At 61.8% G+C, this 26,030-nt stretch carries 33 protein-coding genes; 10 read left to right on the forward strand and 23 right to left on the reverse strand.

The genetic code is table 11. From position 1 onward, the window contains the following. The first annotated feature begins 197 nt into the window (after nucleotides 1–197). The 3 genes from BM408_RS00785 (at nucleotide 198) to BM408_RS00795 (ending at nucleotide 2,035) form a co-directional block, all read left to right on the forward strand. A complete protein-coding gene (locus BM408_RS00785; RefSeq protein ID WP_092125964.1) occupies nucleotides 198–842 on the forward strand; it encodes a glutathione S-transferase in 645 nt (214 codons plus the stop codon). 29 nt (nucleotides 843–871) lie between these two features. Beyond that, nucleotides 872–1,447, forward strand: coding sequence for a hypothetical protein (locus BM408_RS00790; RefSeq protein ID WP_092125966.1), 576 nt, complete (start codon nucleotides 872–874; stop codon nucleotides 1,445–1,447). Between the two features lie 198 nt (nucleotides 1,448–1,645). Further along, nucleotides 1,646–2,035 carry a hypothetical protein gene (locus BM408_RS00795; protein WP_092125968.1) on the forward strand — a complete coding sequence of 130 codons (390 nt, stop codon included), beginning with the start codon at nucleotides 1,646–1,648 and terminating at the stop codon, nucleotides 2,033–2,035. A gap of 22 nt (nucleotides 2,036–2,057) precedes the next feature. Here the strand turns inward: BM408_RS00795 and BM408_RS00800 are convergent, their stop codons facing one another. Beyond that, a complete protein-coding gene (locus tag BM408_RS00800; protein ID WP_092125970.1) occupies nucleotides 2,058–2,543 on the reverse strand; it encodes a DUF4279 domain-containing protein in 486 nt (161 codons plus the stop codon). Between the two features lie 71 nt (nucleotides 2,544–2,614). Here BM408_RS00800 and BM408_RS00805 point away from each other — a divergent pair, with 71 nt between their 5' ends. Then, a complete protein-coding gene (locus tag BM408_RS00805; RefSeq protein ID WP_092125972.1) occupies nucleotides 2,615–2,845 on the forward strand; it encodes a hypothetical protein in 231 nt (76 codons plus the stop codon). 25 nt (nucleotides 2,846–2,870) lie between these two features. Here BM408_RS00805 and BM408_RS00810 read toward each other — a convergent pair whose 3' ends face one another. The 6 genes from BM408_RS00810 to BM408_RS00835 form a co-directional block, all read right to left on the reverse strand. After that, nucleotides 2,871–3,605 (reverse strand): AAA family ATPase, encoded by a 735-nt coding sequence (locus tag BM408_RS00810; protein WP_092125974.1) that lies wholly within the window; start codon nucleotides 3,603–3,605, stop codon nucleotides 2,871–2,873. 11 nt (nucleotides 3,606–3,616) lie between these two features. Next, entirely contained in the window at nucleotides 3,617–3,877 is a 261-nt protein-coding gene (locus BM408_RS00815; RefSeq protein ID WP_175541643.1) for a UBP-type zinc finger domain-containing protein, read from the reverse strand. An 11-nt stretch (nucleotides 3,878–3,888) separates the two neighbouring features. Continuing rightward, on the reverse strand, nucleotides 3,889–5,616 hold the full coding sequence (locus BM408_RS00820) for an FAD-dependent oxidoreductase (RefSeq protein WP_092125976.1): 1,728 nt from the start codon (nucleotides 5,614–5,616) through the stop codon (nucleotides 3,889–3,891). A 126-nt stretch (nucleotides 5,617–5,742) separates the two neighbouring features. Continuing rightward, nucleotides 5,743–6,528 carry a hypothetical protein gene (locus tag BM408_RS00825; RefSeq protein WP_092125978.1) on the reverse strand — a complete coding sequence of 262 codons (786 nt, stop codon included), beginning with the start codon at nucleotides 6,526–6,528 and terminating at the stop codon, nucleotides 5,743–5,745. A gap of 233 nt (nucleotides 6,529–6,761) precedes the next feature. Beyond that, entirely contained in the window at nucleotides 6,762–7,907 is a 1,146-nt protein-coding gene (locus BM408_RS00830; RefSeq protein ID WP_371326979.1) for a DSD1 family PLP-dependent enzyme, read from the reverse strand. Nucleotides 7,908–7,949: 42 nt separating this feature from the next. Continuing rightward, nucleotides 7,950–8,921, reverse strand: coding sequence for an ornithine cyclodeaminase family protein (locus tag BM408_RS00835; protein WP_371326980.1), 972 nt, complete (start codon nucleotides 8,919–8,921; stop codon nucleotides 7,950–7,952). Nucleotides 8,922–9,099: 178 nt separating this feature from the next. On the opposite strand from BM408_RS00835, the gene BM408_RS00840 reads away from it, so the two are divergent. From BM408_RS00840 to BM408_RS00850, 3 genes are all read left to right on the forward strand, one after another. Continuing rightward, nucleotides 9,100–10,569, forward strand: coding sequence for an MFS transporter (locus BM408_RS00840; protein ID WP_092125982.1), 1,470 nt, complete (start codon nucleotides 9,100–9,102; stop codon nucleotides 10,567–10,569). 136 nt (nucleotides 10,570–10,705) lie between these two features. Continuing rightward, nucleotides 10,706–11,974 carry a DEAD/DEAH box helicase gene (locus tag BM408_RS00845; RefSeq protein WP_092125984.1) on the forward strand — a complete coding sequence of 423 codons (1,269 nt, stop codon included), beginning with the start codon at nucleotides 10,706–10,708 and terminating at the stop codon, nucleotides 11,972–11,974. Between the two features lie 213 nt (nucleotides 11,975–12,187). Continuing rightward, a complete protein-coding gene (locus tag BM408_RS00850; protein WP_092125986.1) occupies nucleotides 12,188–14,143 on the forward strand; it encodes a tetratricopeptide repeat protein in 1,956 nt (651 codons plus the stop codon). A gap of 220 nt (nucleotides 14,144–14,363) precedes the next feature. Here the strand turns inward: BM408_RS00850 and BM408_RS00855 are convergent, their stop codons facing one another. From BM408_RS00855 to BM408_RS00875, 5 genes are all read right to left on the reverse strand, one after another. After that, nucleotides 14,364–14,786, reverse strand: coding sequence for a DUF1801 domain-containing protein (locus BM408_RS00855; protein WP_092125988.1), 423 nt, complete (start codon nucleotides 14,784–14,786; stop codon nucleotides 14,364–14,366). 31 nt (nucleotides 14,787–14,817) lie between these two features. Next, nucleotides 14,818–15,261 (reverse strand): DUF1801 domain-containing protein, encoded by a 444-nt coding sequence (locus BM408_RS00860; RefSeq protein ID WP_092125990.1) that lies wholly within the window; start codon nucleotides 15,259–15,261, stop codon nucleotides 14,818–14,820. A 34-nt stretch (nucleotides 15,262–15,295) separates the two neighbouring features. Next, nucleotides 15,296–15,706, reverse strand: coding sequence for an SRPBCC family protein (locus tag BM408_RS00865; RefSeq protein WP_092125992.1), 411 nt, complete (start codon nucleotides 15,704–15,706; stop codon nucleotides 15,296–15,298). Next, the gene (locus BM408_RS00870) at nucleotides 15,703–16,050 is read right to left on the reverse strand and encodes an ArsR/SmtB family transcription factor (protein WP_092125994.1); all 348 of its coding nucleotides are present in this window, start codon (nucleotides 16,048–16,050) and stop codon (nucleotides 15,703–15,705) included. The genes BM408_RS00865 and BM408_RS00870 overlap by 4 nt, the downstream gene beginning before the upstream one ends. A gap of 168 nt (nucleotides 16,051–16,218) precedes the next feature. After that, nucleotides 16,219–16,983 carry an SDR family NAD(P)-dependent oxidoreductase gene (locus BM408_RS00875; RefSeq protein ID WP_092125996.1) on the reverse strand — a complete coding sequence of 255 codons (765 nt, stop codon included), beginning with the start codon at nucleotides 16,981–16,983 and terminating at the stop codon, nucleotides 16,219–16,221. 130 nt (nucleotides 16,984–17,113) lie between these two features. Here BM408_RS00875 and BM408_RS00880 point away from each other — a divergent pair, with 130 nt between their 5' ends. Then, complete coding sequence (locus tag BM408_RS00880; RefSeq protein WP_092127210.1) at nucleotides 17,114–18,013, forward strand: LysR family transcriptional regulator; 900 nt, start codon at nucleotides 17,114–17,116, stop codon at nucleotides 18,011–18,013. Between the two features lie 23 nt (nucleotides 18,014–18,036). On the opposite strand, the gene BM408_RS00885 is transcribed toward BM408_RS00880, so the two are convergent. The 4 genes from BM408_RS00885 to BM408_RS00900 form a co-directional block, all read right to left on the reverse strand. Further along, on the reverse strand, nucleotides 18,037–18,384 hold the full coding sequence (locus BM408_RS00885) for a hypothetical protein (protein ID WP_092125998.1): 348 nt from the start codon (nucleotides 18,382–18,384) through the stop codon (nucleotides 18,037–18,039). Nucleotides 18,385–18,403: 19 nt separating this feature from the next. Next, nucleotides 18,404–18,799: a type II toxin-antitoxin system PemK/MazF family toxin gene (locus BM408_RS00890; RefSeq protein WP_092126000.1), complete on the reverse strand. Its 396-nt coding sequence runs from the start codon at nucleotides 18,797–18,799 to the stop codon at nucleotides 18,404–18,406. 70 nt (nucleotides 18,800–18,869) lie between these two features. Further along, nucleotides 18,870–19,379 carry a hypothetical protein gene (locus tag BM408_RS00895; RefSeq protein ID WP_092126002.1) on the reverse strand — a complete coding sequence of 170 codons (510 nt, stop codon included), beginning with the start codon at nucleotides 19,377–19,379 and terminating at the stop codon, nucleotides 18,870–18,872. A gap of 3 nt (nucleotides 19,380–19,382) precedes the next feature. Beyond that, nucleotides 19,383–19,706, reverse strand: coding sequence for a DUF6172 family protein (locus BM408_RS00900; RefSeq protein ID WP_092126004.1), 324 nt, complete (start codon nucleotides 19,704–19,706; stop codon nucleotides 19,383–19,385). 201 nt (nucleotides 19,707–19,907) lie between these two features. On the opposite strand from BM408_RS00900, the gene BM408_RS00905 reads away from it, so the two are divergent. Further along, entirely contained in the window at nucleotides 19,908–20,444 is a 537-nt protein-coding gene (locus BM408_RS00905) for a hypothetical protein (protein WP_092126006.1), read from the forward strand. Nucleotides 20,445–20,534: 90 nt separating this feature from the next. Continuing rightward, nucleotides 20,535–21,056, forward strand: coding sequence for a GNAT family N-acetyltransferase (locus BM408_RS00910; RefSeq protein WP_092126008.1), 522 nt, complete (start codon nucleotides 20,535–20,537; stop codon nucleotides 21,054–21,056). Between the two features lie 3 nt (nucleotides 21,057–21,059). Here BM408_RS00910 and BM408_RS00915 read toward each other — a convergent pair whose 3' ends face one another. The 7 genes from BM408_RS00915 to ssuD all read right to left on the reverse strand — a co-directional run bounded on the left by BM408_RS00915 (nucleotide 21,060) and on the right by ssuD (nucleotide 26,002). Then, nucleotides 21,060–21,614: a DsbA family protein gene (locus BM408_RS00915; protein WP_092126010.1), complete on the reverse strand. Its 555-nt coding sequence runs from the start codon at nucleotides 21,612–21,614 to the stop codon at nucleotides 21,060–21,062. 164 nt (nucleotides 21,615–21,778) lie between these two features. Further along, complete coding sequence (locus BM408_RS00920; protein WP_092126012.1) at nucleotides 21,779–22,027, reverse strand: hypothetical protein; 249 nt, start codon at nucleotides 22,025–22,027, stop codon at nucleotides 21,779–21,781. Beyond that, on the reverse strand, nucleotides 22,014–22,379 hold the full coding sequence (locus tag BM408_RS00925) for a hypothetical protein (protein ID WP_092126014.1): 366 nt from the start codon (nucleotides 22,377–22,379) through the stop codon (nucleotides 22,014–22,016). The genes BM408_RS00920 and BM408_RS00925 overlap by 14 nt, the downstream gene beginning before the upstream one ends. A 352-nt stretch (nucleotides 22,380–22,731) precedes the next feature. Next, nucleotides 22,732–22,947: a TOBE domain-containing protein gene (locus tag BM408_RS00930; RefSeq protein ID WP_092126016.1), complete on the reverse strand. Its 216-nt coding sequence runs from the start codon at nucleotides 22,945–22,947 to the stop codon at nucleotides 22,732–22,734. Nucleotides 22,948–22,999: 52 nt separating this feature from the next. Continuing rightward, a complete protein-coding gene (locus BM408_RS00935) occupies nucleotides 23,000–23,911 on the reverse strand; it encodes an ATP-binding cassette domain-containing protein (RefSeq protein WP_092126018.1) in 912 nt (303 codons plus the stop codon). 18 nt (nucleotides 23,912–23,929) lie between these two features. Next, nucleotides 23,930–24,817 (reverse strand): aliphatic sulfonate ABC transporter permease SsuC, encoded by an 888-nt coding sequence (gene ssuC / locus BM408_RS00940; RefSeq protein WP_092126020.1) that lies wholly within the window; start codon nucleotides 24,815–24,817, stop codon nucleotides 23,930–23,932. Between the two features lie 21 nt (nucleotides 24,818–24,838). After that, complete coding sequence (gene ssuD / locus BM408_RS00945; protein ID WP_092126022.1) at nucleotides 24,839–26,002, reverse strand: FMNH2-dependent alkanesulfonate monooxygenase; 1,164 nt, start codon at nucleotides 26,000–26,002, stop codon at nucleotides 24,839–24,841. Nucleotides 26,003–26,030: the final 28 nt, after the last annotated feature.

Raw genomic sequence — 26,030 nt, forward strand, 5'->3', positions numbered from 1 at the left:
CGAGCACCGCAGGTTGCCCGTAGCGAAGCGAAGGGACGCAGACAGCAGGGTCGCCTTTTCTTTGCTTACTTCCTTTTGGCGAAGCAAAAGAAAGTGAGTCGCCGCCGGGCGACCCCGGCCAGCCGCCCTCAGCAGAGAACACCCCACCTTGATACGATAAACCCACCAACCCCTCAAACCCCACCAACACCCCCCTTATGCAACTCATAGGAATGCTCGACTCCCCCTACGTCCGCCGCGTAGCCATCTCCCTGCAGCTGCTCGGCCTGCGTTTTGAACACCAGTCGGTCTCAGTCTTCAGCACCTTCGAAAAATTCCGCAGCATCAACCCGGTGGTCAAAGCCCCTACCCTGGTCTGCGACGACGGCACGGTGCTGATGGACTCCACGCTCATCATTGACTACGCCGAAGCGCTGGCCGCCCAGGCACCGGCTCACAGAAGCCTGATGCCCGCCAAGCTAGCCGAGCGCCAGCAATCCCTGCGCGTCATCGGCCTGGCGCTGGCGGCTTGTGAAAAAACCGTGCAGATTGTGTATGAACGCATGGTGCGCCCGCCTGAAAAACTGCACCAGCCCTGGGTGTCGCGCGTGACAGGCCAGTTGCTGGCAGCCTACGGCGAACTGGAAGCGGAGCTGCAGCGCAAACCGCTGGCCGTAACCAGCGACACCATGGGCCAGGACGGCGTGACCGTCGGCATCACCTGGTATTTCACACAGGCGATGCTGCCCGAAGTGGTCAATCCGGCAGACTACCCGGCCTTACGTGAGTTCTCTGCGCGGGCTGAGCAGTTGCCGGAATTCACGGCTGCGCCGCACAGCGACATCACCTACTCATGCCATTGACGCACCCTGACGTCCGGATTTAAAAACCCATGCGCCCTCTCGACAGTACAAGCAGCTCAGCGGGCCTTGGTCGATTCATCCTGGAGCGGCCCGCAGCGGTAGCGCTTGTCTTGCCATGGCTGTTGGTGATGTGGCCATTTGCCTTTCTTTCATCGACCCTGCTGCAAACGCCGTGGTTCCCGGAGATGGTCAATACCGTGGCCGAATGGATTCCGATGATCGACCGGATGGCCCGGGGAGCGCGCGATCCGGCATGGACACGCGCCGCGCTGGCCTGCTTGTGGGCCAGCGGCCCGGTCTGGTTCGTCGCCGCGGCCATTCTGGGCCTGCGAACGCTCAAGGCCAGGATTTACCCTCAAAAGCACGTGGACGTATCGTTCTACCTGTTCAGCATTCTGCTATTTAGCGGAGTCATGCTTGTCCTGGCGACGATCCGGCCGAGCGGCCTCAGGCGGGTCGATTTGATAGGCACCATCTTTACGGATGGTTGGGGCCTCTTCACGATCGGCTGGTTTCCCATCACGTGTTTCTTTGTCGTTTTCGGATTGATAGCCGCCATCCCGCTCTCCCGCTTGTTTGGCGTGGAGCACCACCGCGACACCTAGTCTGGAAGGCCCGGTCAACGCAAAGACCGCACTCTTTCAGGGTCATCTGCATCACAGCAGATAGTGCGATAGAGTCGCCATGCCAAACCTGAACACGCGGTTGCGTGACAGAGGGAGAAACCACTGCCGGGACATGCAGAAGTTTTGGCTACTGATCGATATGCAAGTGCGCCAAAAGCATTCATTGAAAGATCGAACATGAAAAAACGGGCTATTGCGACCCTGCTTCTTCTTTGCGTCAGCACTCACGCTGCATTTGCCATGTCATTCAGGGATGCGGCAGAAAACCTTCTGTACTTTGAGCACGCGAAGCAGAGTGCCGAACATTGCGAGAAACAGGGTGTGTCTGTTCGTCCCGCTTTGGCTGATTGGCAGCGGGAAACCATGCCGGTGTATCGTCAATCCATGGATGCGATACGCGCGGAGGGAGCCAAAAGAGGCTTGTCCAAGCCTGAGCAGGAAGACGTTCTTGCCACAGCGCTTGAAGATCAAAAGCAGCCTGCGCGGGACCACATCGCAAAGAAGGGCGTGACCTGCAACAAGTTCGGCGCCGTTCTGACGATGTATTCCACGCTTTTAAAACGTTGAATCGCAGTAGATGATGCCAACTTCACACACAGGTGAAGTTGAATGAGCATCCCACTTCGAGTTCCCTCACGATCTTCATCGAACCGTCACCAACGCTGAAAAACGGATACGGGCTTTCAGACAGGCAGCCCAAGGTGATGCTGGCCGAGGAGGCGACGGCAATCAGCTCCTTGAAGTAGGCTTTGTAGGGACCTACAGTCGCCCATAACCAGTCCAGATGCTCTTCCAGTGACGCACCCTCGCCAAGCGGGGACTGCAGCAGCCACAGATCCTCTTTCCAGCGCTTTCCGCCAAAACGCGCCTCACCTTTGAGGTATGTGGAGTTCGGCGAAATTCCGGTATTCAAAGTGATCGCATCATGGTGCGTGCCTACGCCGTAAATACTGAGGCTGGCATCAAAACGAAATGGAAGGCTGCTTCGCGGGGCGGTGCCGTAACGAATCACACGCTGCTGGCGGCGTCGCAAACGCTGAAGCCGTCTCTGCGTGGAAGTTGAAATTCTTGTCATGCAACTGCATCCTAGCGTAAGTAAACGTGGCGCCAGTAGACGCAACAGCCTCTGCCCGCTAGGATGGCCGGATGGCACCCGCTCCTATCCCCGATCCAGAACCTACACCGGAACTCTCGGAAGAAAAAATCAATGAAGCCCGCGACGCCTGGTGCCGGGCTTATGAGCATGTCTGGGCGGATCTCTCAAAAGGCGCTTATGACAAGGCCGCGATTCAGAAAGCGGCGGACGAGCACTGGCAGCGGAGCCCGAAATCAAGCCCGGTGATGGTGGCGACCATGGACTACACCAAGCCAAATTGAATGACGGCTTGCAGTGCAAGCCAGGTCATTCTTCATCCGCCAGCAATTGCTCCAGCCGCCTCGGATAGTTGTTCAAAAAATCCCGTGTGACGGCAAAGTGTTCGGTGTCTTCATACTGGACCTCCGATATTCCCGAGCCATCAAACAGCAATATCTTTGCGTTCGGGTACGACAACAGGATAGGGGAATGGGTGGCAATGATGAATTGCGACTCTTCCTGAACGAGCTGGTGTATGGCTGAAAGCGCCGCGAGCTGGCGGTTGGGTGACAGTGCTGCCTCGGGCTCATCAAGCAGGTAAAGCCCATTGCCGCGAAACTTGTGCGTCAACAGGGACATGAAGGCCTCCCCATGCGAACGCTCATGCAAGGAGCGGTCACCGTAGCCGCCGAGATAGCCCACCTCGTCCATATAGGTCGCAACATTAAAAAAGCTCTCGGCCCGAAGGAAATATCCATCCTTGGGCTTGCGAAAACTGTGCGCCAGACGGAGGTTTTCATGCAGCGACGATACCGAGTCGGTGGTTGACAGCCGGACATTTCGGGTCCCGCCCTCGGGGGCATAACCCAGCGCCATCGCGATGCCTTCAAGAACCGTGGACTTGCCCGCACCGTTTTCACCGACAAGGAAGGTGACATCGGGGTGAAAGGTCAACTCCCCAAGCTCCCGCACGGCTGGAATGCTGTACGGGTAGCTGTCGAAATCAATCTCCGCATCAGGGCGGATCGAGACTTGTTGAAGATAAGGTCTTGGTGTGAGCATCGTCTGTTTGATTAACCCACCTGCAGCTTGTGCTCATAGCACCACATCCAGCTTTCGCCCGGCTCAAACGACTGGATCACTGCGTGCCCCGTTGCCGCATGGTGTTTGCTGGCATGCTTGTTTTTGGAATCGTCGCAGCAGCCGATGTGGCCGCAGTGCACGCACAGCCTTAAATGCATCCAGGTGTCGCCCATCGCCAGGCATTCTTCGCAGCCTCTTGAATTGGGCGAGTGAATCTCGGCGGGGACGTGGGTGCAGGGTTTGATACGCATAAAGAACTCCTTCAGGCAGCCACTGCGGCACGGTCCATCGCGGCCAGGTGCTGGTGGATCATCGCCACTGCAGCGGCGCCCTCGCCTATTGCGCCGCCCACACGCTTGACGGAGCCGCTACGCACATCGCCGATGGCGAAGAGGCCGGGGATGTTGGTCTCCAGCGGCGCGGGTTTGTATTCGGAGTGCTTGCAGGTGACGGACTCGCCGGTCATGACAAAACCATGCGCATCAATCGCCACGCCGCAGCTGGTGAGCCAGCTGGTTTCCGGGTCTGCGCCGACGAAGAGGAACACATTGCGCACTGCAGCGTCTTGCTCACTGCCGCTTTTGCGGTGCCGCCAGGTCACGGCGCTCAGGCCCGCGTCGGCGTCGCCATGCAGTTGCACGACTTCGGTGTGCGGGCGCAGCTCGATGTTGGGTGATGCCTCGATGCGGTCAATCAGGTAGCGCGACATGCTGGCGGCCAGGCTGGGGCCGCGCACCAGCATATTGACCTTGGCCGCATGCTGCGACAAGAACACCGCCGCCTGGCCGGCCGAGTTGCCGCCGCCCACCAGCACCACCTCGGTCTGGCTGCACATTTTGGCTTCGAGTGCGGAGGCCCAGTACCAGACGCCACGGCCTTCAAATTTTTCCAGATTCGGCACCTCGGGCCGGCGGTAACGCGCGCCGCTGGCCACCACCACGGTTTTGGCGCGCAGCCTGCGGCCATCGGTGAGTTTTAAATGCAGCTCGCCTTTGATGGCCTTGTGTGAACAGTCCAGCGACTGGGCTTGCGCAGGGATCAGCATTTCGACGCCGAACTTCTGCGCCTGCACATAGGCGCGGCCGGCCAGCGCCTGGCCGGAGATGCCGGTGGGAAAGCCCAGGTAGTTTTCAATCCGCGCGCTGGCGCCGGCCTGGCCGCCGTAAGCCCTGCAGTCGAGCACCAGCACCTGCAGGCCTTCAGAGGCGGCATACACCGCTGTGGCCAGGCCGGCGGGCCCGGCGCCGACCACGATCACGTCAAACAGTTCGTGGTGCTCTGCTGTATCGACCATGCCCATGCAGCGCGCCAGCTGGTTTTCCTCGGGGTTGACCAGAACCGAGCCGTCGGGGCAAACGGCCAGCACATCGCCTGCGGCAGCGCCGTACTCCACCATCAGCGCGGCAGCGCCGGCATCTTTGGCGATATCGATGACGTGGTGGGGTTCGCCATTGCGGTTCAAAAAGCTTTGCAGGCGCACCACGCCGGCAGACTGCGGCTGGCCGATCAGCACCGGGCCGCTGGCGCCGGCTTCGATCAGCGCCACGCGCCGAAGGATGAGCGCACGCACCAGGCGCTCGCCCAGGTCGGCCTCGGCAATGATCAGCGCGCGCAACTGGCCGGGCGGCACCAGGAGGGTATCGACATCGTCTTCGGCATGGCCGTCTACCAGCGCGGGCGCGCCAGACAGCTGCCCTACCTCGGCCAAAAATTCACCCGGCCCCTGGGTGGCGATGGGCACGACGTGGCCCAACCCGTCACGCTGCGTGATGGTGACCGAACCCTTGAGCAGCACAAACATGCCGGGGCCGGGCTCGCCGGCGGCAAACAGCCTGTCGCCTTTTTTGAACTGCAGCACGCTGCCGAAGCGGTGGATACGCGCAATCTCCGCGGCGGTGAGCACCGGGAACATCTGGTGCCTGCGGCTGGTGTCCAGCGCAGGTGGGGTTTGCGGTGAAGAGGTCTGGGTGCGGGTCAAATGGTCGGCCATCGGGAAAGCTCCGGTCTGTGGACGATTGTCATTAGACGATGAATCAGTGACCGTATTTGCGCCCGCTACAAACTTTCACACAGGCAACTACGCCCACCCCTGTGACGCACGACCTGATGGCCGCCCCTACTTCAGCTCGCGGCAAGCACCGCGTTCACAGCGGATAAAAAGCTTGGCGCCGTTTTTGCAGCTGGTGGTGTAGCTCTCATAGGTCACGGCCGTGGCGCCTTCCCAGGGCGTGACGGGAACGGTGCAGCCGCGCTGCCTGGCAAACCGGTCGGCGCGCGGTTTTTCTCGCACCGGGGCAGGCGCTGCCGATGCGGTAGTGGTCGATGCCGGCGCCTGGGCAGTGGTTTGAGCAGCGGCAGCCACCGTTTGCGCCTGGGCTGGCGCAGCCGGGCTTGCAGGTGCTGCCGCAGCAGCGGCGCCGCCGGGCCTGGCGGCCGTGGGAATGAAAGACATGGGGTGCACCGTGGCGTGCGCCTTGCTGCCATCGACGATGTGGTGGCCGCGGTCGCGCATGCAGTCGACCACCAGAGGCTCCACACGCTGGCTGACGGCCGGGTGGGATTGCGTGTTGATGGTGGCGACGGTGCCGGCGGCCATGCCGACGTCCATGCCGCGCGCCATGCCGCGCGCCACGCCGCCGTTGAAGAGGCCCTCAACGCCGCCGCCCATCAGCCCGCCAATCAAGGCGCCGCCCAAGCCGGCGGAAGCCTGAGTCAGTGCGCGGTCGATCTCAAAGCCGCTGGCCCAGCGGCGGCACTCGCCCAGGTCGTTGTAGAACTTGGTCGGCTCGGCGCCTGTGGCGTCGACGATGCGGGTTTCAGGCTTGGACGCACAGCCGGCTCCCAAAAGAGCAGCCGTCAAGGCCAGAAGCAGCGTGACGGCGCGCGGAGCGGTGTGGGTCATGGGTGTCTCTTTTGCGTAGGAAGCCGATCCGCTGGATTATGGGCGAGCCGTAACAAAGTGTCACTTTTTCGCTGCACTTCTCACACTGTAAATAAAACCCATGGCCTGTTTCGCCTGCATCCTCCGGGTCAAATCGACCTGTAGCCCAATCGCCATGGTCGTTAACAGCTATATTCTTAATAGCATCACTTACAGCCGCGCCTCTGGCCCCTAGGCCCTCGCACCGCAAGGCCTCACCAGCCGTGCAAACGGCTCCAGGTGGCAAGTTCGCCGTCTTCCGTCAGCGCGTGGTACTCGGGGTATTGCGCCCCGGTGGCGCAAGCATGGTTGGGCAGGATGCGCAGCTGCGTGCCGATGGGGAAACGCCTGGCGATGTCGGTGTCAACCTCTCCTTCGCGCGAGAGGATGCCGTGCTCCTGGTTGGCGCCGCTGATTACATAGCCGGTCAGCACCTCGCCGCCGGTACTGCACACCTGGCCGTAACCGAAGTCGTGCGCCTGTTTTTGCGTGCCGCGGTCGCGGCTCATGGCCATCCAGCCGGCATCCACAATCGCCCAGCCTTTTTCGACCTGATGGCCGATCACGGTGGTCAGCACGCTTAGGGCGATGTCGTCCGTCGCGCACACGCCGATGTTGTGCATCACCAGGTCAAAAAACACATACACACCGGCGCGCACTTCGGTCACGCCGTCAAGCTGCGCCGCCGACAGCGCCGTGGGCGTGGAGCCCACGCTGACCACCGCACACGGAAAGCCCGCCGCCCGCACGCGCTCTGCAGCCTGCACGCAGGCAGCGCGCTCCTGCTCGGCCATGGCCGTCAGCGCTTCGGGTGAATTGAGGTCGTAGCTTGAGCCAGCATGCGTCATCACACCGCCCAGCAACATGCCGCCCTGGTGCAGCGTGCGCGCCACCTCCAGCAAAGCGGCTTCACCGGGCTTGATGCCAGAGCGGTGGCCGTCGCTGTCGATTTCTATCCAGACCTCAAAGGTTTCACCATGCCCGCGGCCAAAGGCGACGATGGCCTGGGCCGAGGCCACGCTGTCGGTGATGATTTTTAAATCGCAGCCCTGGCGGCGCAAGGCCAACGCCTGCGGCAGCTTGGTGGCCACCATGCCGACGGCATAAAGAATGTCACCAAAACCATCGGCATAAAACTGCGCGGCCTCTTTCAGCGTCGACACCGTGATGCCCTGCGCGCCGGCTGCCCGCTGGGCTTTGGCCACCGGCGTGCACTTGCTGGTTTTGACATGCGGGCGAAAGCGCACGCCCAGCGCATTCATGCGGCCCTGCATGCGGGCGATATTGCGCTCCATGCGCGGCAGGTCGATCAGCGCGGCGGGGGTTTCAAGGCTGGCGAGGGATTCGGCGGTGGCGGACAAGAAGGTTCTCCGGGCAATAAGTTGGGTCAATGATTGAAAGATTTACCAGGGCCAGGCGATGCTGCGGCCCGTGCCGGCTGCCAGGGCGCGTGTGTACAAAAAGCGCGCCACCGTCAGGTCTTGCAACGCCAGGCCCGTCATGTCAAACACCGTGATGTCGGCGGGCTGGCGATTCGCCTGGGCCTGGCCGGTCAGCAGGTCGCCCAGCTCGGTGGCGGGTGTTTCAGGCGCCCATTGCGTTTCGCCAATCTGCCTGGCCTGGGTGATGTCATCCACAAACAAGCGCGCCCGCGCCAGCAGACCTTCGGGCAGCTCGCGCTTGCCTTTGGTGTCCGCGCCCACACAGTTCAGGTGCGTGCCGGGCTGCACGGCCTCAACATCAAACAATGGGCCTGCGCCCGGGGTGGCGGTGATCACCACCTCACTGTCCGCCACGGCGGCATTGCCGTCAAGCGCGTGCGTCAGCTTGCACTGCGCGGCAAAGCGCGCTTCAAAGGCTGCATTGGGTTTGCCATCAAAAGTGACATAGCGCACCTCGCGCAGCGACGGCACGAGCCGGAGCGCAAAGCTGAGCTGCACCTGCGCCTGCACGCCCGCGCCAAACACGCAAAGCCGGGTGCTGCCCGGCCGCGCCAGTTGCAGCAAGCCCAGCCCGCCCGCCGCGCCCGTGCGCTGGGTGGTAATCGCATTGCCGTCGATAACGCACAGCGGCCGGCCGGTGGCCGGGTCTATCAGCATGACGGTGGCCTGGTGCGGCTCGCCGCCCTGCTCACGGTTGCCCGGCCAAAAGCCCGCGGCCTTAAAGCCCAGCAGGCCCTGCGCGGGCACACTGCCCGACTTGATGCCGAATACACCGCCAGTGGATAGCGCCTCACGCACGACCGGAAACACGCGGCCTTCACCCTGGCTGTGCAGCACAAAGGCTTCGCGCACGGCTTCCAGCACGTCGGCCGGCAAGAGCATGGATTCGACTTGCTGCTTGTCGAGCAGCAGCAGTTGCGCATCAGCTGGCATGGCGGCTCCCGTCATGATTCACGCAAGAGCGGGGAAACTGGCAGGATGAGGGACAGTGAGGTGCTGGGGCGTAGCGTGATGTCATCTGGAAATATTATCCATTATTAGACTATTTGTCAAATATCAGACAGCGCAAATCCTTCAATATCTCTCGCACCCCAATCCACCAGGAGCCCACATGCCCGGCAACCCGCACGCCCCTTGCGACGAAGGCATCATCCGCGCCCAGCATCAGAAAACCGGCAGCGCGCCGCACCCCGGCTTTGCACTGGCGGCCACGGTGCTGGGTTCGTCCATGGCCTTTATTGACGGCTCGGTCGTCAACATCGCCCTGCCCGCCATCCAGCGCGACCTGACGGGCGGCTCTGCCGACGGGCTGGCGGCCATGCAGTGGGTCATCAATGCCTACCTGCTGGCGCTGGGCTCGCTGGTGCTGGTGGGCGGCTCGCTAGGCGACCGCTTTGGCCGCCGCAAGATTTTTATCCTCGGCATCGCGATCTTTACGGCGGCTTCTGTGGCCTGCGGTTTTGCGCCAGGGCCGCTGGCGCTGATCGCCGCGCGTGCATTGCAGGGCGTGGGCGCAGCGCTGCTGGTGCCCGCCAGCCTGGCCATCATCGGCAATGTGTTTGAGGGTGAGGCGCGCGGCAAGGCGATTGGCACCTGGGCCGCCTGGGCCGCGATCACCGGCGCGGCCGGGCCGGTGCTGGGCGGCTGGCTGGTCGATGCGGTGTCGTGGCGGTCCATCTTCTTTTTGAATGTGCCCATGGCGGTGGCCACGGTGTGGCTGGCGCTTTATGCCGTGCCCGACAGCCGCGACCCGGATGCGCCGCAGCAGCTCGACTGGCTGGGCGTGCTGCTGGTGGCCGGCGGCCTGGGCGCCCTCACCTACGGCCTCACGCTGGCGCCCGAGCGCGGCTGGCAGGCGGGCAGCGTGCTGGGCTTTATCGCGCTGGGCGCGGCGCTGCTGGTGGCCTTTGTGCTGGCGCAGGCGCGCACGCGTGCGCCCATGATGCCGCTGGGCCTCTTCAAGTCACGCAACTTTGTGGGCACCAATTTGCTCACGCTGCTGCTGTACTTTGCGCTCAGCGGCGCGCTGTTCTTTTTGCCCTTTGTACTGATTGGCGCTTTCAAATATTCCGCCACCGCGGCCGGGGCCACGCTGCTGCCGTTCTCACTGCTGCTCGGCTTTCTGTCGTCCAGCACGGCCAAACTCACCGAGCGCTTCGGCGCGCGGCGCATGCTGATCGCCGGGCCAGCTGTGGCGGCTGCGGGCTTTGCGCTGCTAGCCCTGCCCGGCGTGGGCTGGTCTTACTGGGTGGGCTTTTTCCCGGCCATGGTGGTGCTGGGCCTGGGCATGACGATAGCCGTCGCGCCGCTCACCACCACCGTCATGAACGCGGTGCCCACCGCCCATGCCGGCATCGCCTCGGGCATCAACAACGCCGTGGCCCGCGTGGCAGGCTTGCTGGCCGTGGCGGTGCTGGGCGTGGTATTTGCCGCCAGCCTGCAGGGGCCGGTGCAGGCGGCGGCGCCTGAAGTGCTGGTGAATGCGTTTCGCTGGGTGGTGCTGGGTTGTGTGCTGTGCGCGCTGGGCGCGTCGGCGTGTGCGCTGCTGTTTCTGGCGCCGCAGACGCAGCCTGCGAAATGAGGTTTTCAGGCTTTCGTCCGAGCGTTTAGCTTCGCCAGAGGCCCGAGGCTTAAACTTGCGGCTTCAGGCGGCAACGCAAAGCTGGCCCCGCGCCGCTTGCGGCCCGCCCTCTCACACCCTTCTCCACACCCACCTCATGCCATTTTCCTCACTGGGCTTTTCGCCCGCGCTGCTGCCCGCACTGATGCGCGCCATGGAGGAACAGGGCTACACCGCCCCCACCGCCATCCAGTCAGCCGCCATCCCCGCCATTCTGGAAGGGCGCGACGTGCTGGGCTCGGCGCAAACGGGTTCGGGCAAGACGGCTGCGTTTTCGCTGCCGCTGCTGCAACAACTGGTCAATGCGCCGGTACCCACGGGGCGCCAGCACCGGCCGGTGCGTGCGCTCATCCTGGTGCCCACGCGCGAACTGGCCGCGCAGGTCGGCGAAGCCATCGTGGGGTTTGCCAAATACCTGCCGCAGCGCGTCAAGGTCGCGGTCGTATTCGGCGGCGTCTCCATCAACCCGCAAATGATGAATCTGCGCGGCGGCGCGGACATCGTCGTCGCCACGCCCGGCCGCCTGCTTGATTTGATCGACCACAACGCCTTGACGCTGACCCACACCAGCACGCTGGTACTCGACGAAGCCGACCGCCTGCTCGACCTGGGCTTTGGCGAAGAACTGAACCGCATTCTGGCCCTGCTGCCAGCGAAACGCCAGACGCTGTTTTTCTCAGCCACCTTCCCGCCCGCGATTGAAGCGCTAGCCTCCAGCCTGCTGCGCAACCCGCTGCGCGTGGAAGTCGCACCGGTAGAGCAAGCCGTACCCGATATCACCCAACGCGCCATTGAAGTCGACGCACCCCGCCGCACCCAGCTGCTGCGCCACCTGGTGCAAACGGAAAAATGGGAGCGCGTACTCGTCTTCGTCGCCACCAAACACGCCGCCGAAATCGTCGCCGACAAACTGCGCAAGGTGGACATCGAAGCCGAACCCTTCCACGGCGAACTCAGCCAGGGCAAACGCACCCAGGTGCTGCAAGACTTCAAGATCAAGGCCGTGCAAGTAGTAGTCGCCACCGACGTCGCCGCCCGCGGCATCGACATCGCGCAAATGCCGGTAGTCTTGAACTACGACCTGCCCCGCTCCGCCACCGACTACACCCACCGCATAGGCCGCACCGGCCGCGCCGGCGAATCCGGCCTGGCCGTGAGCTTTGTGAGTGCGGCTACCGAAGCGCACTTCCGCCTCATCGAAAAGCGCCAGGGCATCAAGGTGGCGCGTGAGCAGGTGGCGGGGTTTGAGCCTGTGGAAGTGGTGGCCCCGAATCCGGTTGATCCTGCGGGCACCGGTGGTATCAAAGGGAAGCGGCCTAGCAAGAAGGATAAGTTGCGGGCGACGCAACCTGCAGGTAGTCGTTGAGGTCGTATAGGACAGCGGACTCTTAACCCGCAGGTCGAGTGTTCAAGTCGTTCGGGACCACCTGCTTTCTTCTCTGTGAGGTTTAACCCTAGCAACGATGCAGGCGTCTTATTTTGCTACTCCAGATTTTCCAGGTAGACGATTCATTGGGCGTCTGTCGCCATCGTCGTGCCAGCGACCCGTTACATTTAATGACTTAGCGGAGGAAGGGTTATGGCGAAAGCATTCGTAGGTCACAGTTTCACTGACGATGACAAGAAACTGGTCTTGTCAGTAACCGAATTCCTCGAGGCCTTTAAAGGCTCAAATCCAGCATTCGTCTGGGTGCACGCGGAGGGCGCCAGGCCAGAAGACATCGTAGACAAAGTGCTTCCGATGCTGCGGTCCTGCGATATTTTCATTGGCATCTGCTCCAAGAAAGAAAGAGTTGCGACCTCTTCGTCGTTCCGATCCGCCCTTTGGAACAAAAAGCTCCAGGTGATCGAAGAGTCCAGTCTCCAATGGAAAACATCAGACTGGATCATTCAAGAGATTGCAATTGCACGTGAGCGCGAAATGCGGCTCATTTTGTTGCTTGAGGTAGGTGTGCGCGCCCCCGGCGGATTGCACGGCAACGTCGAGTACATCCAATTCCAACGTGACAACATGAGCAACGCTTATCTGAGGTTGACTCAGATGCTCGGCGCGATCTTGGTGCAGGCCCCGCCGCCACAAATTTCTGATGTTGCGGCTCCCGAGCACTCCCAGACAGGCGAGGCACCGAAGTCGACCGATGAATCCCCGTTAAGCGCCCCAAAAGCAACTTGGGAAGCAATCGACTATGAAATGGCACTTTTTCATGCGATTCTGTTTGAGGACGACGAGTATCTTCAAACCGTAAACGAAGCCTTTTCGGCCTCAGAACTTAGCAAGCGCGAGAACGGGTTTTCCCGATGGGAAGCTCGCAAGGAATATTCGCTCCTGATTCTGGACAAAGGTGGCAGCTTCGTTAATCTGGAAAAAATGGTGAATCAGCACCGTACTGACCACGCGATGGTGAGCATGCTCGCACGCGCAGTTAGCCATTTCAATGACGACCGAGGGGCAATAAAGCTTCATGAAGAGGCAGCAATTGCAGCGACCAAAGCAGGTTCTGTCGGCGCCGCAGCTCGAAGCCTAGCTACTGCCGTAGAGCTTTGCTGCAAGGTTAAAGATGAGGTCGAAGCAAGGCGGATCATGTCCCTGCTAGCAGCTCTTCCCGCAACTGATACAGATGTCCGAGACGCAAGACTGCGGGCTACTGCACTTATGGCGAAGTTCAAGGGCCACCCGCTTTTGAGAATTGCGGCGCTGGAATACCAAGTGGCCCTTGCTCCGTCCGATGCAGATAAGCGCTTCGCTTTGGCCTATGCCTACTCCGAGGCCGATGACGTACCCGCAACGCTACTTCACTACCTCGCGATTCCGGATGCACGACGAAATGACACTGCTTGGAACAACTTGGGGGTAGCGCGCCAGAGCCTAAAACTTTCCGTCTTAGCGATTGAAGCATTCAATACGGCAGAGCAAAAAGGAAACACTCTATCGATGAGCAATTTGGCTCTGGCGTATCTGAAAGCCGGCTTCTACTCGGAAGCGGAGGCCATGTGCAAAAAAGGTCTCGAAGGGCCCGATCCTCACGATAACTTGCCTTCAACGTTCGCGCAGATTAAAGGTGCGCGGATTGATGAGAAGAAGCAGGAAGAGTCGGCAATCGAGGAAGCTGAGCCGAGAAGCAGGCTAATGAAAGAGCTTGGGAGAGGAATGCTTGATCCTCTGCCAGATCTCGTTTCGACGCAATGGATGGGGCCAGAATGTCCACTCACGTTGATGCGCATCGGGGATCAGATCGAGCTGCGTGGTCAGTATGAACAGCAGCCGAACGCCCTCTTTCGTGCGCTTGGCGGACTGGCCTCTACTGACACCTATGACTTAATAGTCAAAGGGACTCTTTACGGTCGAGCGGCAGTAGGAACCATCGAGCGCAAGAAGAAGGGAGAGACGACGACAAGCACAGCCCTCGCGCTAGGCCTCCATGGCCCGAGTGATGCGCTCATACTTTTTGCTGACGATGCACGATCTATTGGAGTCGTTGAGAACCCCGGTAAGAACGAAAAAAAGTTCAAGATTGATGTCGTCTCGAACGCATGAGCGTCGATCCCCGATCATTGCGCTGGTCGACTGTTAAGGACTCTAGCTAAATTGCCAGCGGGTAAGGTTGGGCAGAACGGTCCATTTTTTGGCAAGTGATCTTACGGTCATCTCCGCATGAACATTTGTCTTCTTCTACGCTGTCGATGTTTCTTGATACACAAGCACTTGTAATTCCGCTTCCAACTGTCACATTCCTCATAGAAAGTGGTGGTCAACGCTACGCCTTATTCAAAGCCGCAGCCGCACGCACCAGCGCCTTCAAGGCCTTCTCGTCAATCTTGTCGCCCTCATGAAAATCAATCGCGCGGCGGGTGTTGCCTTCGAGGCTGGAGTTAAAGAGGCCTGAGGGGTCATCCACCTTGGCGCCTTTGGCGAAGGTCATCTTCACTGCCGCCTTGTAGGTCTCGCCGGTGCAGATGATGCCGTTGTGGGACCAGACCGGAACGCTCCACTTCCATTCTTCGACCACGCCGGGGACTGCCTGCTTGACGATGGCGCGGACCCTGGCGAGGGTTTCGCCGCGCCAGTCGTTCAGGCTTGCGATTTTTTCGTCGATCAGCTGAGAGGCTGGAACGCTGCTTGCCGCCGGGGCGGCCTTGCTTTTGGTGGCGGCTGTTTTGGTAGCAGTTGTTTTGGGCATGGTGTTTTTCCTTTCTTCGTGTTGATGCGGCTCACATCTTTTCGAGGGGCAGTTGGCTGGCTTGTTTGACCCAGACGGCGAACTGGGCCTCGTCCAGCGGCTCGCCCTCATGGATATGAAAGTAGCGCGTGTCCTGGCTCTTGGACTCGACGGGCGGCACGGGCTTTAGCGACAGGCCGCGAAAGAAGGCCACCTTGATGTACTTGTTAAAGCAATGGAAGCTGAGGAACCAGCCCTCGCCTTTCACGCCATAGAAAGGCGAGTTCCATTTGACGGCCTTATGCACGCCGGGCACGGTGCGCACGATGAGCGCGTCCAGCTGGCGCCCTACATCGCGCTTCCAGCCCGGCATGGCAGCGATGTAGGACTGCACGGGCGCGTCGCCCTCGCCCTTGGCGATCTGCGGGTTGCCGCCTGAAAGAAGTACCGGTTTGGGTGCCGGCTTGGCAGCTGTCTTTTTGTCTGTCGCGTTCATTCAGTGCCTCGCGTTGATGAGTCCCGCCAGACGGTCAATCCGCCCGCACCAAAACTTTCTCCAGGTTGGCAAAGAACTGTTGCCAGCCATATTTGGCGCCCTGGAAGGCCTGCTCTTGATCTGGCCGGAAGCCCGATTGCTCCATGCGCAGTTGCGTGCCGGTGCCCGCGGGGGTGAGCGTCCAGGTGACGACGCTCTCCAGGCCGTAGGCGGCCCAGGTGTAAGACAGCGTGGTGTTCGGCTCGACCACCAGCACCTGGCATTCGACGGCGCCCCAGTCTGCAGTCAGCTTGAAGCGGTGGTCTACGCTGGGCTTGAAGTCGTTTTTCATCAGCCACTCCTGGATCAAATGCGGCTGGGTGAGCGCGCGCCAGATTTTTTCGGGCGCATAGGGGATTTGGCGTTCGATGACGACGGAGCGGGTCTCAGTAGCTACTTGGTTCATTGGTCCATCCTTTTTAAAAGTGATTCGAGGTGATCGATGCGGTCGTTCCAGAAGGCGCCGTAAAAGCTGACCCAGTCGCGCAGCGCCGCAAGCGCCAGCGGCTGGGCGCTGTAATGCGTCTCGCGCCCGGCGGGCCTGTCGATGACCAGCTGCGCCTGCTTCAAGACGCGCAGGTGCTTGGACACCGCCGGTTGCGACACGCCCGCGCGGTCGGTCAGGGCGCGTACGGTTTGCTCGCCGTCGCGGGCCAGGCGTTCAAAGATGGCCCGGCGTGTCGGGTCGGCCAGGGCTTTGAATATCTCGTCAGAGACCTGGTTTGAAAACTCAGTGGCGGCGGTTTGCATGCTCGAATCATAACCATTTGGTTATTTGATTGTCAACTCCCACCACTTTCACTATCAGATCAATAGCAAACTATGCCCTTCCTGATTGGGGAAAGTGCCGATTGGACCCATGAACTCCGGTCCAGGCCTAGCTGGGTCTGCTGAGCCTGCTGGCTGTTTTATGGCGCGTCAGAACACCAGCCCGCCCGCAACATCGATGGTGCAGCCGGTCACCCATGCCGCATCGCCGGAGACAGCAAATGACACCGCCGCAGCAATATCGGCTGGCTGCCCGACACGGCCCAGCGGCGTCTTGGGCACGAAGTACGCGGCGTAGGCTTCCGAGGAATCGGCATTGCCATCTGTCGCCACAAAACCGGGGGCGATGCCGACGACGCGGATATTGCGCGGGCCGAGCTCCGCGCCGAAGGTGCGGGTCAGGATGTCGACCGCGCCCTTGGTGGCGCAGTAGATATGGGCCTGGGCGGATGGGCTTTTGGCGACGCCGGAGCTGATGTTGACGATGACACCGCCGGCCGGCAGCACGCGTGCCGCGGCCTGCGTCATCAGCGTCAGGCCGCGCACATTCAGGTCGAAATGCCGGGCGATGCTGTCAGCGGTGATCGTGTCCAGCGAATCCAGCTGGTAGATGCCGGCGTTGTTGACCAGGATGTCGAGCCGGCCGAAGTGGCGCAGCGTGGCGTCGACCAGCGGCTGGATCTGCTCGGCGCGGGAGATGTCGGCCTGCACGGCCACGGCCTTGCCGCCGGCGGCGGTGATGCGGGCGACGACGGCGGCGGCTTCTTTTTCGCTGCGGGCGTAGTTGACGACGACCGAAGCGCCGTCGCGGGCAAGGCGCTCGGCAATGCCGGCGCCTATGCCTTTGGAGGAGCCGGTGACGATGGCGACTTTGCCGTTGAGATTGCGGCTGGGGTTGCTGGTTGGGTTGGACATGATGGATTCCTTTGGCAAGTAAGTGATGAATGAAAGCAGTGAAGCCGGACGCAATGATGGGCGCCGAATTAAGAAAGAAAAATAGTGATTGGCGTCATTCCGTTTGAAGCATTGCTTCATAATCAGGGGCGTGACACCCGACCTGATCCCCGCTATTGCGGTCTTTGCGCGTGTGGCCCACCACGCCAGCTTTACCCGCGCCGCCGACGAGCTGGGCGTCTCGCCTTCAGCGCTGTCGCAGACCATCCGCACGCTTGAAAAGCGCCTGGGCGTGCGCCTGCTGGAGCGCTCGACGCGGCGCGTCAGCGTCACGGAAATCGGCCAGCGCTTTTTGCAAGATGCCGAACCCGGCCTGGCCACGCTGACAGCTGCGATCGAACGCGTGAATGAAGTGCGCGAGTTACCGACTGGCCTGCTGCGCCTGAACCTGCCCAAGGTGGCTTACGACGTGCTGCTGCAGCCGCACCTGGTCGCCTTTATGGAGGCGTTTCCCGACATCACGCTGGAGCTGCATTGCGACAACGCGCTGGTTGACCTGGTGGGCAGCGGCTTTGACGCCGGCATACGGCTGGGCGAAAACCTGGCGCCGGAAGTGGTGGCCGTGCCGCTGGGCGGGCGCTGCCGCCTGGCCACAGTGGCCGCGCCCAGCTACCTCAAACGCCGCACACCACCCAAGACACCGGAAGAGCTGGGCCAGCACCGCTGCGTCAACGTCCGCATCGCCAACAGTGTTTACCGCTGGGAGTACTCGAACAAGGGGCGCGATTTTGAGGTGGAGATCAAGGGAGCTGTGCTGACCAATGACGGCGACCTGTTGCTGAACGCCGTGCGCTCGGGCGCCGGTATCGGCTGTGTGTTTGAAGCGCAGGTCGAGGACGATATCGCCAACGGCCGGCTGGTGCCGCTGCTAAAACCCTGGTGGCCGGGCTTTCCGGGCTTTTACCTGTATTACTCAAGCCGCACGCATGTGCCGCGCAAGCTGCGGGTATTTATTGACTTTATGCAGCAGCGGCTTAACGCGGAAAAGTAAGCGCACGGCGCCTGTGCGTCAGGTCAGAGCGCGCGTTTGACTTGCTGCACGATGCTCACGATCGACGGCGTGGCGAGCACCAGGCAAAGCAGCAGCGGGGCCGCGAGCCCTGCCAGCAGGCAAGCGCGCGTTCTGGGGCCGATGAACAAGCCGATCACGCTGGTGAAAGCCGAGAGTACGAGCGCCGCCGTTGAAAGCAGCCATATTGACAGCAGCGCGTCGCTTCGCGGTGAATGAATGAATTTCCCGTCCGTCCTGACCGGGGTGTCGGGAATGAAATTTCTCGCGTACCACTCACCCGCGCCCAAGCCCACCAGCGTGAGCACCAGAAGCGCAAAACCTACGATGACCCACCATGAACAGCGTTTCATAAATGCCCCAGGTTAAAAGTCAGCGGCGGTGAAATGAGGCCTGCAGAAACCGCATGCCGGTGAGTATCTGCTGAACCCGTTCACCCGACAGCGTGCCGATGTGTTCGCCCAGGCGCGTTTTGTAGACGCTGGAGACTTGAGAGACCACCACCACGCTCTGCTTTTCCAGGCTGCCTTCACCAGGCTCGAGCAACACATTGCCCGGCTCGGTGGCGCGGTTGAGGTTGGAGGTGAGCGCGCAGACGACCACGGTGCTGATGCGGGAGCGGTTGAAAAGGTCGTCTTGCACAACGACGTGGGGATGCGGGGAGCCGGGGATGGCGCCGCGTGAAGGGTCGGCTTCTATCCAGAACACGTCGCCTTGCCGGACGGTGTCTGGATAAGGGTCTTGGGGGGCTTCCGGGTCTCTGTCCATGGGGCGTTGATCCTCACCTGGGTATTCACAATAGATCCGCACGCAGATCTCATCCTGTAGCTACCAGGCTTTAAGGATGCGTGCCTTGAGGCATATCCGCCTTAGGCACATTCTTGGGCTTCACCCGCACGAAGTATTCCCGAAGATGAGAACTGGGCGTGCTCTCCGTGCCTCCTGAGTACACCCACATCGTGTCTGGCCCCACAAAGTTATAAACGGTGATGGCATCCCTGCCGGTCACCGGTTCTACCGATTTGACTGCCACCGCATCCGATGTCGCGCCAAGCACACGATAAGGATGTGTTTCGCGAGAACCCACCAACGGGCTCTTTCGACTCTCTGAGGTTTCCGTCTCAATAGTTGGCATATCGAAAGTAACGGCCTTTGCCGTGAAGGTAATTGTCAGATGGCCCATGAGCTGCGACAGAAACAGGGTCGTCTTGTTTTCAAGCTTTGAGCGCTCTGAATTGAAGCGCATGCTGAGATTGGCATCAGACTTCCATTGACCGACAAGACTTGGCTGCGCATTCGCGGAGGCAGCGAAGGCTGTTATCAGCAGAATTGCAAAGAGTCTGCGCATGCCTTATTCGCCGTCATCAAAGCCGTCGTCACCTTCACCTTGAGGCCTGGGTGCTTTCACCCCGGGCTTGGCCAGCACTTCCACATAAAACTGCTCACCGCCGTCTTTGACGATCTCGTCGATCGACTTGATGAGACCGGCTTCCGGCACCGCGGCCGCCGAGTCCTGGCTGTAGCCTGACTTGCAGTCGAAGTCCCAGAAGTCCACGCCCTTGGGCAAGGCCTTGGCACGTTCGCGTTTGAAGTATTTACGGATGTCGTGTTTGGCGGCTTCGAGCAGGCGCTCGCGGTTCTTGCCTTCGACTTTGAGCTGGAACGTTTTTTTCATGAGTACTTTGGTTTAGGGCCTGGCGTGCTGCCGCCACGTGTTGCTACCGATTATCGGGCCGCAGCGGCACCCATCCCCAAGACGGTAGCCGAAACCGCCCGGGCGCGCCACAATCGGCGCGGCATGGCGTTTGCTTTGCATGAACGTCAGCTTCTACAACAACCCCACGGCCCTGGTATGGCAGGGCGCAAGGAGATTCCGATGATCTACGGTTTAACGTATCTGGGTGTCATTCATACCGCCATCAGCCTGGTGGCCGTCGCGGCGGCGCTGATCGCCTTCTTTCGCGACAAGGAAATCCTCGCCGCGTCCACACTGGGCAAGGTCTATATCTGGACGACCATCCTGACCTGCCTCACGGGCTTTGGCATCTTCCAGCATGGCGGCTTCGGCAAGCCGCATGCGCTGGGCGTCATCACGCTGCTGGTGCTTGGCATTGCCTGGGTGGCGGGCAATACCAAGGTGCTGGGCCGCGCCTCACCTTATGTCGAGACGCTGAGCTACTCGATCACCTTTTTGTTCCACATGATCCCGGCGATCACCGAAACATCGACACGGCTGCCGCTGGGTGCGCCACTGCTGCCCAATGCCGAGGCGCCGGAGTTGAAAGCCGCCACAGGCGTGCTCTTGCTGCTCTACATCATTGGTGCGGTGTTGCAGGCGCGGCGCATACGCGCGCATAACGCAGCGAAGGCAGCGCAGGCCGGCGCCCTGCCCGGCTCCGCGGCGGCTGGCTGATACACGGCAAAATACCTGCACGCGCTGCGCCCGCTGGTGCCTGAAACCAGCGGGCGTAGCAACATCCTCCATCCGTCCACAGAATTCCCCATGCACCCCGTCACCTGCACCGAAGAGCGCCACGCCGGCCAGATCCTCGCCATCTTTAACGAGGCCATTGCCAACTCCACCGCGCTGTATGACTACAAACCGCGCACACCCGAAAGCATGGTGACCTGGTTTGCCACCAAGCGGGCGAACAATTTTCCAGTGATCGGGCTGGAGGACGACAGCGGCAAGCTGCTGGGCTTTGCGAGCTACGGGACGTTTCGCGCCTTCCCTGCGTACAAGTACACGGTGGAGCACTCTGTCTATATTGAAAAAGACAGCCGCGGCCAGGGCCTGGGGCGCAAGCTGCTGGAGGCGATTGTGGCCAAGGCAGAGGAGCAAGGCATGCATGTGCTGGTCGGCGCGATTGACCTGAGCAACAGCGCCAGCATCGAGCTGCACAAGCGCCTGGGCTTTGAGCACAGCGGCACGATCAAGCAGGCGGCTTTCAAGTTTGGCCGCTGGCTGGACCTGGCGTTTTTGCAGAAGACGCTGGTGACGCCCTTGCAACCGGTGGATGGTTAAGGGTTAAGCCTGCTGGCCAGCCAGCACCTTGTCGATGGCCTCATGCAGGTGCTGCAGGCCAAACGACACATCACAGAACACGCCATTGACGTAGAACGCCGGCGTTGAGCGCACGCCCAGGTGGCGGCCGCTTTGCATGTGCTCCTGCACGCGCTGCAGGTAGACGTGGTCGCTGATTTCGTTCTGGTAGCGCGCCATGTCCAGGCCGACTTGCGCGGCGTAGTCGAGCAGGTGTTTGTCTTTGAGGTGCTGCTGGTGGGCGAAGAGCAGCTCATACATGGGCCAGAACTTGCCCTGCGCACCGGCCGCCTCGGCGGCTTCCGCGGCCATCTCGGCATGGGGGTGTATTTCGCGCAGCGGGAAGTGCCTGAAAACAAAGCGCAGCTGCTTGTCGAAGTGCGGCAGCATGATCTTCAGCGCCGCGTGGGCCTGAAAGCACGAGGGGCATTCAAAGTCGCCGTACTCAACGACGGTGACCGGGGCGGACTGGCGGCCGCGGATGTGGTCTACGGCCTCGTCAGGCTCGAGGATGGGGTCCGGCGTGGGCTGGGAGGCCATGGAAGTCACCTTTCAACTGTGCGTTTGCAAACACAGTATGCGCCCGGGGTGTGCCGTGATCAAGACAGCGGCCAGGCAAAAGGTAAGCAAAGCCCGCAGCGCGGCCCCTGCAAAAAGAACAAAGGCCGCACAAGGCGGCCTTTGTTTGTGAGCAGATCGCTTGATCAGCTCTGGTTGGCGGCGTTCTCGAGGGCTTCGTCGAGCGCCTTGCAGGAGGGCGAGCACACGGCCTGGGACTTGCCCAGAACCTTGCGGGTGCCCATGAGGGAGCGGGCACGGTGTTTGCCGCACATGAAACACGACATGGTGGCGGCGCCAAAAGACGTGGTGGCTGCAAACGGCGAGCCCGACACCTTGGACTTGTAGCGCAGGCCGTCAGCGAGTACGGCGGTTTTGGCGTCAGCTCTTGCCATGGTTGGGGTCTTCCTTCAGTTGGGGGTTGATGGGTTTCTTGGCCTTTTCAATGGCCGCTTTGGCCTGCTGCTCGGCGGCGAGCGAGGCGTCCAGCTCTGAGCGGCACAGGCCCGCGTACTGGTAGTTCACGTTTTCATACAGCTCGGCGGCTGCCGGATGGGTGTCCAGCAAAGCGCCCAGCGCGGTCCCCGGCTCCACGTCGCCCAGCTCATCGAGCAAATGCAGCACCACGGAGCGGTATTGCTCGGGGCCGACCGGCACAGCGCTGTGCTCCAGCCGTTCCAGCAACTCGGCCAGCACGTGGGTGACCGTCAGGTCGGTTTTATGAGGATGAGGATGGGTGGCGTTCATGCAGTGAATTTGGGGCTTCCTTCCCCAAAATCAAGCGTCGTGCGGGCCCAGGACACCGGCCTTGCGGCGGCAACCAGGCCCGTGCGGGCCTAGCCTGGATCAGCCCCGGGCGCTATATTTTTTATAGCTGGTGACGCTTGTCTGCCGTGGGTTGGAGGCCTATTTTACCGCAAAAGTGAGGGGGCGTCCCTTCACCTCACCTCTGCCCGGGGTTTTGCGGGGCCGGCAGGGGTGGCAAAACTCCAAAATTCAGGCGAAAAAAGACCCAATCTCTTTAAGCACGGGGAGAGTTTGCTACTTTATTGGTAGCAAACCGCCCTCCTCCGTCTTTCAACCCGCTGCGGAAAGAAAGTTACAGCTTGGCGATGGACACTTCGGTCGATTTGACCAGCGCGACCACTTCGCTGCCCACCGCCAGCTCGAGCTGGTCGATGGAGCGCGTGGTGATGACGGAGGTGACGATACCCCAGGGCGTTTCGACGTCGAGCTCGGACACCACGTCGCCGCGGATGATTTCTTTGACCTTGCCGCGGAACTGGTTGCGGACATTGATGGCTTGGATGGACATGGGGTTCTCCTGGAACTTGGTTAAAAAATCGGTGAATTACTAAGCGAAGGTTTCAGACCGCCCAGCGCACGCCGTGCGCGGGCGTGCCCGGCCACACGGGCTCGGTGGAAGCGGCGGCGTCGCCGGGCTGCTGCAGCACGCGGTCGAGGATCTTCTTTTCGATCTGGCCGAACAGCGGGTTGCTGCGCTCGCGCGGCCTGGTGATGTTGACCCGCTCGTCCAGCGCGATGCGGCCGTCCTCGATCAGGATCACGCGGTCGGCCAGCGCCACGGCTTCCTGCACGTCGTGCGTGACCAGCAAGGCGGTGAAGCCGTTGCGCTGCCAGAGGCCTTCAATCAGCTGGTGCATCTCGATGCGGGTGAGCGCGTCCAGCGCGCCCAGCGGCTCGTCAAGCAACAAGAGGCGCGGGTTGTGCACCAGGGCCCGGGCCAGCGACACGCGCTGGCGCTGCCCGCCTGACAGGCGCGCCGGCCAGTCGGGCTGCCGGTCGCCCAGGCCCACTTGCGCCAGCACATTGGCCGCGGCGGCATGCGCGCCGCGCGCCAGTCCCAGCGCCACGTTGTCGATCACGCGGCGCCAGGGCAGGAGCCGCGAATCCTGAAACATGATGCGGGTGTCTTCGCGCAGGCCGGTGACATCTTGCCCATCGAGCCGGATGCTGCCTTGCGTGGCGGCTTCCAGGCCCGCCACCAGGCGCAGCAAGGTGGACTTGCCGCAGCCGCTGCGGCCGACGATGGCGACAAACTCACCGGGCTCGATGACCAGCTCGGTGTGTTGCAGCACCTGGCGCTGGCCGTAGCGTTTGGAGAGGCCGCGAATCTCAAGGCGCACGCCGCGATCTTGTGTGGACGGCTGTGCCTGCGGCGGCAGCGTGTCAGACGCGCTATCGCGACCGGCATCGCGCCCGGACTCCGCCGCGAGATAGGTTTGCGACGACTCAAAAGAAACCTGGGGGTGAAGCATGGTGTTTCCTCAAGCAGATCAGGCAGCGACAGATTGGTAGCCGGGGTGCCAGCGCAGCCAGTAACGCTCCAACCCGCGCGCAAACACGTCGGCCAGCTTGCCCAGCAGCGCATAGAGCAGGATGCCGACCAGCACCACATCGGTCTGCAAAAACTCACGGGCGTTCATCGTCAGGTAGCCGATGCCGGACTGCGCCGAAATGGTTTCCGCCACGATGAGGATCACCCACATCAGGCCCAGCGAAAAGCGCAGGCCCACGAGGATGGACGACAGCGCGCCGGGCAGGATGACCTCGCGGTATAGCTGCCAGCGCGACAGGCCGTAGGTGCGGCCCATCTCGATCAGGCCCGGGTCCACATTGCGAATACCGTGAAAGGTGTTGATGTAGATCGGGAAGAAGACCGACACCGAGATCAAAAAGAGCTTGGCAGTTTCGTCAATGCCAAACCACAAAATAACCAGCGGAATCAGCGCCAGCGCGGGGATGTTGCGCACCATCTGGATGGTCGAGTCCAGCAGGGTCTCCAGAAACCTGACCGAACCGGTGAGCAGGCCAAACACCAGCCCCAGCCCGCCGCCTATGGCGAGACCCGCCAGCGCGCGCCCGGCGCTGACCTTTACATGCGTCCACAGCTCACCCGAGACCGCCAGCGTCCATGCGGCCTTGAGGACTTCGGAAGGCGCGGGCAGCACGCGGGTCGACAGCCAGCCCAAAGAAGAAGCGATTTGCCAGAGCGCAATCAGGCCGACCGGCACCACCCAGGGCAGCAGCCGCTGGCCGACATCGCGCAGAAAAGCCGCCACCTGGGCCGGCCCGGCATTGCCGAGCGGCAAAAAGCCCAGCCCCGGTGCATCGACGGCTTCGGGCAGTGGCGTGACTTGCAGTTCACGAACCTGGTCTGTCATGGGGAATCCTTTTGTGGGGGTTCAGCTTTGCGAGACGCGCGGCAAATATTCATTGGCCACAACCTCGCCGAAGGGGCCGTTGAGCACCTGGCCGGACAGCTTCTGGCGCAGCTTGCGCGGCAGCAGCGGGAACACCAGCTCGGCGAAGCGGTAGGCTTCTTCAAGATGCGGGTAGCCCGAGAGCACAAAGGTGTCCAGGCCCAGCGCGGCGTATTCCTCGATGCGGGCTGCGACGGTTTTGGGGTCGCCCACCAGCGCGGTCCCGGCGCCGCCACGCACCAGGCCGACGCCGGCCCAGAGGTTGGGGCTGATCTCAAGCTCAGCCCGCGTGCGCTTGCCGCCACCGGCATGCAGCGCGGCCATGCGGCGCTGGCCTTCGGAGTCCATACGCGAGAACGCGGCTTGTGCGCGGCCCACGGTGTCATCGTCCAGGCGGCTGATCAGGCTTTCGGCGGCGCGCCATGCCTCGTCGTCGGTCTCGCGCACGATGACGTGCAGGCGGATGCCGAATTTGACGGTGCGGCCCTGTTTGGCCGCCCTCGCCTTCACGTCGGCGACTTTCTTGGAAACCTCGGCGGGTGGCTCGCCCCAGGTCAGGTAGGTGTCGACCTGCTCGGCGGCGAGGTCATGCGCCGCAGCGGACGAACCGCCGAAGTACACCGGCGGATAGGGTTTTTGCACCGAGGGGTAGAGCAGCTTGGCGCCCTTCACGCTCAGGTGCTTGCCCTGGTAGTCATAACTTTCGCCCGCGTGGCTGCGCGAAATGATCTCGCGCCAGATGCGGATGAACTCGGCCGACTGTTCGTAGCGCTGCGCATGGTCGAGGTAGACGCCGTCGCCTTCCAGTTCGGTCTGGTCGCCGCCGGTGACAAGGTTGATCAACAGGCGGCCGCCCGAGAGGCGGTCAAAGGTAGCGGCCATGCGCGCGGCCAGGCTGGGCTGGTGCAGGCCGGGGCGCACGGCCACCAGGAACTTGAGGTTTTTGGTGACAGGCAGCAGGCTGGAGGCCACCACCCAGGGGTCTTCGCATGAACGGCCGGTGGGAATCAGCACGCCTTCATAACCCAGCGTGTCTGCCGCCTGGGCCACCTGCTTGAGGTAGTCGTGGTTGACCTCACGGGCGCCCTCGCCCGTGCCAAGGTAGCGGCTGTCGCCGTGGGTGGGGATGAACCAGAAAACCTGCATGAAAACTCCTTGAATACAGTGGGTGGTG

Origin of the sequence: Polaromonas sp. YR568, assembly GCF_900116715.1 — a bacterium.
GTDB lineage: Bacteria > Pseudomonadota > Gammaproteobacteria > Burkholderiales > Burkholderiaceae_C > Polaromonas.